6 protein-coding genes are annotated in these 11,223 nt (G+C 36.4%); 1 reads left to right on the forward strand and 5 read right to left on the reverse strand.

The genetic code is table 11. From position 1 onward, the window contains the following. Positions 1 to 8: 8 nt before the first annotated feature. Both AC3Y25_RS20435 and AC3Y25_RS20440 read right to left on the reverse strand, forming a co-directional pair. Positions 9 to 434, reverse strand: coding sequence for a CBS domain-containing protein (locus tag AC3Y25_RS20435; protein ID WP_489904001.1), 426 nt, complete (start codon positions 432 to 434; stop codon positions 9 to 11). 409 nt (positions 435 to 843) lie between these two features. After that, entirely contained in the window at positions 844 to 1,086 is a 243-nt protein-coding gene (locus AC3Y25_RS20440; RefSeq protein WP_489904002.1) for a helix-turn-helix domain-containing protein, read from the reverse strand. Between the two features lie 90 nt (positions 1,087 to 1,176). Between AC3Y25_RS20440 and AC3Y25_RS20445 the strand changes: the two genes are divergently transcribed. Next, a complete protein-coding gene (locus AC3Y25_RS20445) occupies positions 1,177 to 1,500 on the forward strand; it encodes a hypothetical protein (protein ID WP_489904003.1) in 324 nt (107 codons plus the stop codon). A gap of 65 nt (positions 1,501 to 1,565) precedes the next feature. Here the strand turns inward: AC3Y25_RS20445 and AC3Y25_RS20450 are convergent, their stop codons facing one another. From AC3Y25_RS20450 to AC3Y25_RS20460, 3 genes are all read right to left on the reverse strand, one after another. Next, on the reverse strand, positions 1,566 to 3,578 hold the full coding sequence (locus AC3Y25_RS20450; protein ID WP_489904004.1) for an OmpA family protein: 2,013 nt from the start codon (positions 3,576 to 3,578) through the stop codon (positions 1,566 to 1,568). Positions 3,579 to 3,586: 8 nt separating this feature from the next. Next, positions 3,587 to 4,498, reverse strand: a complete 912-nt coding sequence (locus tag AC3Y25_RS20455) for a PorP/SprF family type IX secretion system membrane protein (protein WP_489904005.1) — start codon at positions 4,496 to 4,498, stop codon at positions 3,587 to 3,589. Between the two features lie 47 nt (positions 4,499 to 4,545). Next, positions 4,546 to 11,223 (reverse strand): T9SS type B sorting domain-containing protein (locus tag AC3Y25_RS20460; protein WP_489904006.1); only part of this gene is annotated, 6,678 nt, incomplete at its 5' end.

Below are 11,223 nucleotides of genomic sequence, written 5' to 3' on the forward strand. Positions count from 1 at the left end.
GTTACTGTTTATTGAGAAATATAAGAATTCAAATGGTTGATTGTATCTTTTTGAATTTCTATAATTGCCTTCACCACATCACTGATTGAAATTACTCCAACCACTGTTCCTTCTTCTAAAACAGGCAGGTGTCTTATTCTTTTTTCGCTCATAAGTTCCATACAATCTTCAAGATTATCTGAAAGTTTTACCGTAAAAACATTACTTTCCATAATCTCATGAACAAAAGTTTCTTTAGAAGATTTATCCTTCAGAACAATTTTTCTAGCATAATCCCTTTCCGATAATATTCCTTTTAAAATATTATCATCCATAACTAAAATTGCTCCAATGTTTTTTTCTCCCATAACTTTTAACGCATCATAAACCGTTAAATTGGAGAAAATAGAATACACATTTCTTCCTTTTGCTTTAAGTATTTGATCTACAGTCATAATGAAAAATTTTTAGGTTTATAAAGTTAAAACAAAAACCAACACAATCTACAGCGAAATCGATTTTTTAAAGACATAAATAATTCATTTTAAACATAATACATCAAAATTTATATTTTCAAAATTATAGTGCAAAGAATGAATTTGTTTAGAATTGTTTTTTGAAGAAAATTAGATTTTTTAACGTTTACCGACCAGTCTACCGATCATAAACTCCTAACGGAGTTTTTCTTTTTATGACTATTAAAAACAATGCTTCAGAGAAGCATAATATTTATAGCCAAAAATTATGGTAAAAGAAAAAAGCTCCTGAGGAGCTTAATATCACCCCGGCTGGGGCTCTTAAATTGATTTAATAATATCGTATAAATATTTCGTCCCGCTAGGACTAAGGAAACAATAATTTTAGTTATGAATTCTCTGAAAATATTTTACTAATTAAAACTGCCGACTCTATCTTTAATGCATCTGCTATTGAAAAAAGCAAACTGATTGAAATATTTTGTTCTCCTTTTTCAATTCGTTGAATAGTCCGCACATCAACATTGCATAATGTTGATAATTGTTCTTGTGTAATGCTATCTTTTTGTCTGAGTTCTTTGATTAATATACCTAATCTAACAATTTCTAACTCGTATTTATTCTTTTCCACAAATCAAATCTATCAAACTGTGTCAAAAAACAACACGACATATATGTCATGTTAAAATTTAATATTATTTTTGTTTAAAAAAAATCTTACATGGAAGCAAATAAAATTAAAAATTTAGATCATCTAAGAAAACTTACTTCTTTATATTTCAACACCTTAAAACCTATTAGCGACAAAACTGAAGATAATGTCGCTCAAATTAAATTTCAAAATTATTCTGAAATGGGTTATTTTATTTCCGATATGCTGAAACTATGCATTTTGGCTTTAGATCAAAACGCCCATATATTTTTAGAGAATAATAAAAAACAGTCTATAAATGTGAGTTTAATATTAGAAACTGTATTGCAACTAATTCCTTTGGATGAATTTGAATTTTTAAGTGAAATTAATGAAATAGTAATGACAGATTAATTTATAAACAAAAACCCTTTTCTGAATTCTAGAAAAGGGTTTTTAAATTTTATATAAAGGTTCTTTTACATCGATACAATAATAAACTCGCTTCGTCTATTTTGCATGTGCTGTTTTTCTGTACATTTCACTCCGTCTGCACATTTGTTTACTAATTGCGTTTCGCCATAACCTTTTGCAGTTAATCGATCTTCGCTGATTCCTTTTTGAATTAACCAGTTTTTTGTCGATTGCGCTCTTTTTTCTGAAAGAATCTGATTGCTTTCTGAAGAAGAACGACTGTCGGTATGCGAACGAATATCTAGTCTCATGTTTGGATAATCATTTAAAAGATTTACCACTTTCATTAATTGTGGTTCTGATGTCTTTTTAATAGTTGCTTTACCCAAATCAAAGAAGTTCATAGGAAGGTTTAACAGTTTTGCAATGTCTACTCCTACACGCATAGAACTCAATTTTACTGGACTAATTGCCACTTTTTTGATCGCTACCGTTTTTGCTGCAAGTGGTTTAAATACTTTATTTAATGCAATCATTTCTGTAGTTTCTCCTTTTTCTTTAAGGATTGTTACTACAACTTCTTTGGCATTATAATCGTTTTTAGCAGTTCTAATAGTGTATTTTTTGCCACATCTTAGATCGGGAAAGATGTAATTTCCTTTTTCGTCTGTGGTGATTGTTCCAACTGGATCAAATTTTTCATTAAACAAAGTCAGAGAAGTATTGGACAATATTTCGTTTGTTTCTGCATCTGTTACTGTTCCTGATAAGTTTTGTTCGCAGATTAATCTTCTTGTTTCTGTAAATCTATAAATATCATCCATCCCTAGTCCGTTTTCTCTGTTTGAAGAAAAGTAACCGCTTCTGCTTTTGCTGTCAATACTGAAGGCAAAATCGTCTTGTTTACTATTTACAGGTTCTCCAACATTTAGGACATCATCATAAGTTCCGTTTGCTTTAATACGAGAAGCAAAAATGTCTAATCCTCCTAAACCTGGACGTCCGTCTGTAGCAAAATACAATTCGTTTTCTCCAGAAATAAAAGGAAAAGTTTCTCTTCCTTCTGTATTAATAGTTGAGCCTAAGTTTTCTGGTGTACCAAAAGTTCCATCATTATTAATTGCAACTTTATAAATATCAGATTGTCCCAAAGTTCCCGGCATATCTGATGCAAAATAAAGTGTTTTTTCGTCTACGCTTAAAGCGGGATGCGCCGTACTGTATTGATCGCTATTGAACGGGAGTTCTGCAACATTTTTCCATTCGTTATCTATCAATTCTGCTTTGTACAATTTTAATAGCGTTACATTTTTGTCGTTGCTGCGTCTTTTACCATCTGTAAAATTATTTCGAGTAAAATACATCGTTCGTCCATCTTTAGTAAAAATCGGACTTGACTCATTGAAATTATCTTTTTTTCTTTTTACTAAAAGTTCTGGTTTTCCAACGCTTCCGTCTGGAAGTAGATCAGCTGTGTATAATCTAGAGAATGATCTGTTTGTCCATTGAAAATTAGCTTTAACAACTCCGCCTGTATCGCGTGCAGAAGTAAAAATGATTTTATTATTGTAAACAACGCTTCCGTAATCTGAATATCGAGAATTAACGCCAGCATCGGCAATTTGGAATCGACCCGAATTTTCTTTAATGTCTTCTAAATAATTTTTGTCGCTTCTAATAAGATCTGCTCTCTTTTCTGCAGTTGCTTTTTGATTGAATTTCTGCAAAATCTCATCAGATCTACGATAGTCTCCTCCCGATTTTAATGATTGTGCGTATCGATACAAATATTCAGCTTCTTGGTTTTCGTTTATCACAAATAACTGTTCGTACCATTTTAAGGCTTTCTTTAATTCACCATTAAAATAGTATGAATTTGCCAAACGCTGAATTACACCTTCGTTGGCAGTTTCAGCATTTACTAAAGTCTCGTATACTTTTATGGCATCCGCGTAAGCGTACTCTTCGTATTTTTTATCTGCATATTTTATATTCATCGTAGTAAATGGATTTTGTGCATTTACATTTGAAAAAAAACAAAACAGTAAAATGATCAATATTAAATTTCTAGCTTTCATAGGTTGTATTAAAAGAATCTTGGGGATATCATTTTATTGTAATTATTAAAGAATTCGAATCTTAAGAAAATCTCATGAGATCCAGAATTGTATTTTCTTAATCGTGTCGTTTCATGATCATAACCATAACCTATGTACATTCCTTTTGTAACTTGAAATCCTGCCATTGCACTAACAGATGCACTCCACCGATAAGCAAGTCCTAAAACAAATTTGTCATTAAACATAAAATTTCCTGAAACATCAACCTGCAAAGGAGCTCCTTCTACCATTTTGGTCATTAATGCTGGTTTGAATTTTATGTACTCTAAACGATCTAGATTAAATACATAACCTGCTATTAAATAATAATTGATTTTTTCTTTGAAAATAGCCACATCGTCTGAGTCATAACGATTTGTTTCTATAAAATTAGGAACCGATAACCCGATATATGCTCTGTCTGAATGAAAATAAAGTCCCGCTCCAACATTGGGCGAAAATTTATTCTTAAGGTTCTGAAACTGCGGATCATCTTGATCTTCATAACTCAATTTATTGATATCGATATTAAAAAGATTGGCTGTTCCTTTTATTCCGAAAGACAAATTCCATGTATCTGAAGTTGGAATTGTATAAGACAAATCTGCCGATAAAGTATTCTCTACAGTTGGTCCGATTTTATCATTTACCAAAGAAACTCCAAGTCCTAAATCAGTATTATTCAAAGGTGTATTAACAGAAAATGTACTCGTTTCTGGCGCTCCATCTAATCCAATCCATTGTGTACGATATAAACCAAAAACGCTTAGTGCTCCACGTGAGCCTGCATAGGCTGGATTGACTTCGATTGTGTTATACATGTATTGTGTATATTGCGCATCTTGTTGCGCATTTGACACAATCGAAAAAAACATAAAAACTAAAATTAATTTTTTCATTTATTAAGTTTTAGAACGGCCTAGGGTTAACTAAGCCGTAATCCCATTTATTTATTAAGGTATAAGTAACCAGATTCTTGGTGAGATTTCTGAGCACTGTCTTTGTATTTTAAGATATAGAAATACGTTCCAACTGGAAGACCATCTGTTTGTTTGATTGTAGAACGTCCGTTAGAATATCCTTCAAAAACTCGATCGTTATTATTGTACTGATCTATACTGAAAACCAAAACTCCCCAACGGTTATAAATTTCAACCGTGTTATCTGGATAACATTCAATTCCTCTAATGTAGAATCTTGCATTCTTGCTGTCTCCATTTGGAGAGAAAGCATTCATTACTTTAATTGAACATCCGTTTAGGTCTAAGACTGTTGGACTATCTCCGCTATTGCTTGCATCGTCTGACTGATCTTCAACTACAACTCCTCTTACACTGCTTCCTTTAACTGTTGCCTGATTAATCACACTGCCACGGTTAATATCTTCTTGAGTGATTTTGTAAACCGCTGTAAAATTAGTTTCGTTCGATTCGTTGACACCCAAATTGATTGCTGATCCAGAAACTACTACTCCTGGCAACGGATCGTTAATTGTGATTCCAACAAGTGGTACATTTCCTGTATTGGTTACAGTAAATTTGTACGTAATTGTTTCTCCTGCATTTGCAAAACCGCTCTTATTTTCGTCATTGAAAACTGCTGTTTTGATCACAGAAATAGCAGGCACTTCTACAAAAACATTTAATGTCGCAGTAGAACAATTTGACGAATTTGCCTTTTCGCAAACCTGATAAGTCAACGGATAATTTCCTCCTGGCGTGTTTGGCTTAACATTTACCGTTCCGTCAGCATTCCATTCAAAATACGGACTTTCTGTTAAAGGCTTAATTGTAACATCTGCAGGATTTATTGGTTTTCCGTTTATTAAATCATTTTCTAAAACATTTACAAATTCTAATGAACCATTAATTCCATCTGCACTAACATCATTATCATTATTTAAAGTAATTTGATTTTCTGTTGGCGGAGCTGGATCTGCAACATTATCAACTGTAATTTTAATTACCGCTTGACTGCAATTTGATGTATTTGCAGCTTCACAGATCTGATAAGTCAATTCGTAAATTCCATCTGGCGTATTTGCAGCAATATTGACTGAACCATTTTCATTTAATGAGAAGTTTGGATTTACTACAGGTATTGATAAAATAACATCTGAAGGCTTAATTTGCGCTCCATTCAATAAGTCATTTAGAAAAATATTAACCGTAGCGTTTGCTCCTTTTTTCACATTTACAGGTCCCGTTTCATCATTATTTGCTTTTATTGAGAATGTTGGACGTGCATTACAATCTGGCGTAGCTGGCGGATAAGCAACAGAAACTGTAACCGTTGGATTTAATGAAAACTCAATTTTCACTCCATTTCTGGTAGCTTCAAATCCGTCGGCACCTTCTGACCATATTCCGTTATTTAAAATCCATCCTGGCCAATCTGTTCCATTTTTGTTACTATCAACCTCTGCTCCAGGCCATAAAATATTTCCGCTTAATGGCAGATTGGTTTGAGTTGCCACTACATTATTATTACTATCAATCCATTTTACTGTTAATAGATTATTTGTTGTGAAATTTTCTGGTGAAACCGAATAGTTAACATAAGGAACATTGTTTGAACAATAACTATTTGCAGTTACTGCCATTTTTGGTTCTGTTACCGTAACTTTTACAACATTTGAATCACAATTATTCGGATTTAATTTCTCGCATATTGTGTATGTCAATTCATATTCTCCCGCAGGTGCATTAGGAGCTAGTACAACATTTCCGTCTGCATCCACCGTTAAATATCCTTTTGGATCTTCTTGCGTTACTTGAAGATCTACCTCTGATGGTACTAATTTATTTCCGTCTTTAGTATCGTTCTCAAAAACGTTGATTAGTTTCTGCGGAATGTTTACTCCTACTGCTAATGGCATAAGATCTTCATTTGCTACAAGATTTCCTCCCGTAACTGGTACAGTTATAATAACTGAATCGCAATTTGTTGGATTCGTGTTTTCGCAGATTTTGTACTCTACCTTATAATCTCCTTTTGGAGTATTTGGCGCAACACTTATGGTGTAATCTGAATTAAGCGTCAATCCTGTTGGAAGCGTTCCGATAATTTCAAACTTAACTTCTCCTGCTGCCGTTCCAACTGTGATTGGACTTCCGTTTAATTTATCGTTTGCAGTCAATGAAATTGTTTTTCCGCCAATGTTTCCGTTTATCGAAGCGATCACGTCTTCAACTGCATCAATTACTGGCGTTCCAACAGTTACTTTCACAGTATTTGAACTGCAGTTGTCTGGATTTAATTTCTCGCAGATTTCATACGTCAGCTCATAATCTCCCGCTAGAGGATTCGCTCCCAAGATAATTTTCCCGTCTGCATCTATAGTCAGATATCCTTTTGGATCTGCCGCTGTAGTTTTCAGCGTAACATCTGAAGGATCTAATGGCTGTGCATTTTTAGTGTCATTGTCAAATACATTTTTCCCTAATGTCTGAGGAACATTCGATCCTAAAACTGATGGAATTTCATCAGCATTTGCCACAAGGTTTCCTGCTGTTACCAGTACGGTAATAGTAACCGAGTCGCAGTTTAGTGGATTCGTGTTTTCGCAGATTTTATATTCTACCTTATAATCTCCTTTTGGAGTATTTGGCGCAACGCTTATGGTGTAATCTGAATTAAGCGTCAATCCTGTTGGAAGCGTTCCGATAATTTCAAACTTAACTTCTCCTGCTGCCGTTCCAACTGTGATTGGATTTCCGTTTAGTTTATCGTTTGCAGTTAATGAAATTGTTTTTCCGCCGATATTTCCGTTTATCGAAGCGATTACGTCTTCAACAGCATCAATTACTGGCAATCCAACTGTTACCTTCACAGTGTTTGAACTGCAGTTGTCCAGATTTAATTTCTCGCAGATTTCATACGTTAGCTCATAATCTCCTGCCGGAGGATTTGCGCCTAAAATAATTTTTCCGTCTGCATCTACACTCAGATATCCTTTCGGATCTGCCGATGTAGTTTTCAGCGTAACATCTGCTGGGTCTAATGGCTGCGCGTTTTTAGTGTCATTGTCAAATACATTTCTCCCTAATGTCTGAGGAACATTCGATCCTAAAACTGACGGAATTTCATCTGCATTTGCCACAAGGTTTCCTGCTGTTACCGGTACGGTAATAGTTACCGAGTCGCAGTTTGCAGGGACTGCACCTACTTCACATATTGTATATTCTACTTTATAATCTCCTTTTGGAGTTCCTGAAGCTACTGTAATAGTTCCATTTGTATTTAATGTCAATCCTGATGGTAAAGTGCCTACAATACTTATTGTAACTTCTCCTGAATTGATTCCAATTACTGCTTTGTCTCCATTTAGCGTATCGTTTCCTATTAGAGATACTGTTATTCCGCCAATGTTTCCATTAATTGGAGTAATAATATCTAGTACTGCGTCAATTGTATTTTCAACTTTAACCTCTGCTGTCGCTGTCTTGCAGTTTGAAGGATTTGCGTTTTTCTCGCAGATCTCGTATGTAATGCTGTAGCTTCCGCTTGGCGTGTTGGCTGCCAGAGTAACATCTCCGTTTGCATCAACGCTTAATGGTCCGTCGCTGTCAATCGTCACAATCGTGTTTGCAGACGTAACAGACGCGCCGTCTAAAGTGTCGTTTGATTTTACGTTTCCGACAATTGCCGATGCTGATCCTGAAGTTTTTGTTCCGAAATCATCTTTAACCGCAATTAAGCCATTTTCAACTTTAACCTCTGCTATAGCTGTCTTGCAGTTTGATGGATTCGCACCCTTCTCGCAGATTTCGTATGTAATGCTGTACGTTCCGCTTGGCGTGTTTGCTGCCAGAGTAACGTCTCCGTCGGCGTCAACGCTTAATGGTCCGTTGCTGTCAATTGTAACAACCGTATTTCCAGACGTAACAGATGCTCCGTCTAAAGTGTCGTTTGATTTAACATTGCCAATAACTGCAGCTGTAGATCCAGAAGTTTTTGTTCCGAAATCATCTTTAACCGCAATTAAGCCATTTTCAACTTTAACCTCTGCTGTAGCTGTCTTGCAGTTTGATGGATTCGCACCCTTCTCGCAGATTTCGTATATAATGCTGTAGCTTCCGCTTGGCGTGCTGGCTGCCAAAGTAACGTCTCCGTCGGCATCAACGCTTAATGGTCCGTTGCTGTCAATTGTAACAACCGTGTTTGCAGACGTAACAGATGCTCCGTCTAAAGTGTCGTTTGATTTAACATTTCCGACAATTGCAGCTGCTGATCCAGAAGTTTTTGTTCCGAAATCATCTTTAACCGCAACTAAGCCATTTTCAACTTTAACCTCTGCTGTAGCTGTCTTGCAGTTTGATGGATTCGCACCCTTCTCGCAGATTTCGTATGTGATGCTGTAGCTTCCGCTTGGCGTGTTTGCCGCAAGAGTAACGTCTCCGTCTGCATCAACGCTTAATGGTCCGTCGCTGTCAATTGTAACAACAGTATTTACAGACGTAACAGATGCTCCGTCTAAAGTGTCGTTTGATTTAACATTTCCGACAATTGCAGCTGTTGATCCAGAAGTTTTTGTTCCGAAATCATCTTTAACCGCAATTAAGCCATTTTCAACTTTAACCTCTGCTGTAGCTGTCTTGCAGTTTGATGGATTCGCACCCTTCTCGCAGATTTCGTATGTGATGCTGTAGCTTCCGCTTGGCGTGTTGGCTGCCAGAGTAACATCTCCGTCTGCATCAACGCTTAATGGTCCGTTGCTGTCAATTGTAACAACTGTATTTCCAGACGTAACAGATGCCCCGTCTAAAGTGTCGTTTGATTTAACATTGCCAATAACTGCAGCTGTAGATCCAGAAGTTTTTGTTCCGAAATCATCTTTAACCGCAATTAAGCCGTTTTCAACTTTAACCTCTGCTGTCGCTGTCTTGCAGTTTGAAGGATTCGCATCTTTCTCGCAGATTTCATATGTAATGCTGTAGCTTCCGCTTGGCGTGTTTGCCGCAAGAGTAACATCTCCGTCGGCATCAACGCTTAATGGCCCGTCGCTTCCAGCTGTAACAACAGTATTTGCAGACGTAACAGATGCGCCGTCTAAAGTGTCGTTTGATTTTACGTTTCCGACAATTGCCGATGATGATCCTGAAGTTTTTGTTCCGAAATCATCTTTAACCGCTACTAAATCATTTACAATTTCAACTTTAACTGTAGCTGTATTGCAATTTCCACTATTAGCAATTTCACAAATTGAATAATCAAAAGTATAAGTACCTGTTGGTGTATTCGGTTTTACTGAAAGAGCACCATTTGCAGTATTAAAAATTAACACTGAAGGTACAGTACCATTTACTGTAACATCAACATCTCCTCTATTTACTTTATTACAATTTAAAACATCATTATCAAAAACATTAGTAATAACTACTCCTCCAGCTACTCCATTTGATGAAGAAACACTATCATCATTTGCTATAATTTCACCGATTACTTTAACGATTTGCGTACAAGTCTCTGTATTTCCTCCTGCATCTGTTGCTGTCCATGTCACCATTGTGTTTCCGATTGGGAAACTTGAAGGTGCATCATTTGTCACTGTTATAGTTCCAGAGCAATTATCTGATACTGTCGGAGTACCTAAAACAACTCCAGTTGCAGTGCATGAATTCGCATCTGTCGAAACTGAAACTCCCAACGGACAAGTGATTGACGGCTTCTGGGTGTCTTTAACAATTACTTTTTGAGTCGCAGTTTCTACGTTTCCGTTTCCGTCGCTAAAACTCCAGTTAATGGTATAAGTTCCCTGAGTGTTATAGGTCAATGGATCTGTCGTTGTTCCAGTCACCGTTCCTTTACAATTATCCGTCGTTGTCGGAGCAGTTGCTGTTGCAGAACATTCTCCCGTAATATCAGCCAATGTTGGTTTTACAGGTTTCTGAGTGTCTTTAATAATAACTTTTTGACTCGCAGTTTCTACGTTTCCATTTCCATCGCTAAAACTCCAGTTAATGGTATAAGTTCCCTGAGCATTATAAGTTAGCGGATCTGTCGTTGTTCCAGTCACCGTTCCTTTACAATTATCTGTCGTTGTCGGAGCTGTTGCTGTTGCAGAGCATTCTCCCGTAATGTCAGCCAATGTTGGTTTTACAGGTTTCTGCGTGTCTTTAATAATTACTTTCTGAGTTGCGGTTTCTACGTTTCCGTTCCCGTCGCTAAAACTCCAGTTAATGGTATAAGTTCCCTGAGCGTTATATGTCAATGGATCTGTCGTTGTTCCAGTCACTGTTCCTGCACAGTTGTCTGTGGTTGTCGGAGCAGTTGCTGTTGCAGAACATTCTCCCGTAATATCAGCCAATGTTGGTTTTACAGGTTTTTGAGTGTCCTTAATAATTACTTTTTGAGCTGCAGTTTCTACGTTTCCGTTCCCGTCGCTAAAACTCCAGTTAATGGTATAAGTTCCCTGAGCGTTATATGTCAATGGATCTGTCGTTGTTCCAGCTACCGTTCCTTTACAATTATCCGTCGTTGTCGGAGCTGTTGCTGTTGCAGAACATTCTCCCGTAATATCCGCCAATGTTGGTTTTACAGGTTTCTGAGTGTCCTTAATAATTACTTTTTGAGCTGCAGTTTCTACGTTTCCGTTCCCGTCGCTAAAACTCCAGTTAATGGT

This window comes from Flavobacterium sp. LK-23 (assembly GCF_058135255.1).

What these genes read in the sequence shown, in the direction of transcription:
- AC3Y25_RS20450 (WP_489904004.1), bottom strand. Translation starts at nt 3,578, where the DNA reads ATGAAAGCTAGAAATTTAATATTGATCATTTTACTGTTTTGTTTTTTT.
- AC3Y25_RS20445 (WP_489904003.1), top strand. Translation starts at nt 1,177, where the DNA reads ATGGAAGCAAATAAAATTAAAAATTTAGATCATCTAAGAAAACTTACT.
- AC3Y25_RS20435 (WP_489904001.1), bottom strand. Translation starts at nt 434, where the DNA reads ATGACTGTAGATCAAATACTTAAAGCAAAAGGAAGAAATGTGTATTCT.
- AC3Y25_RS20455 (WP_489904005.1), bottom strand. Translation starts at nt 4,498, where the DNA reads ATGAAAAAATTAATTTTAGTTTTTATGTTTTTTTCGATTGTGTCAAAT.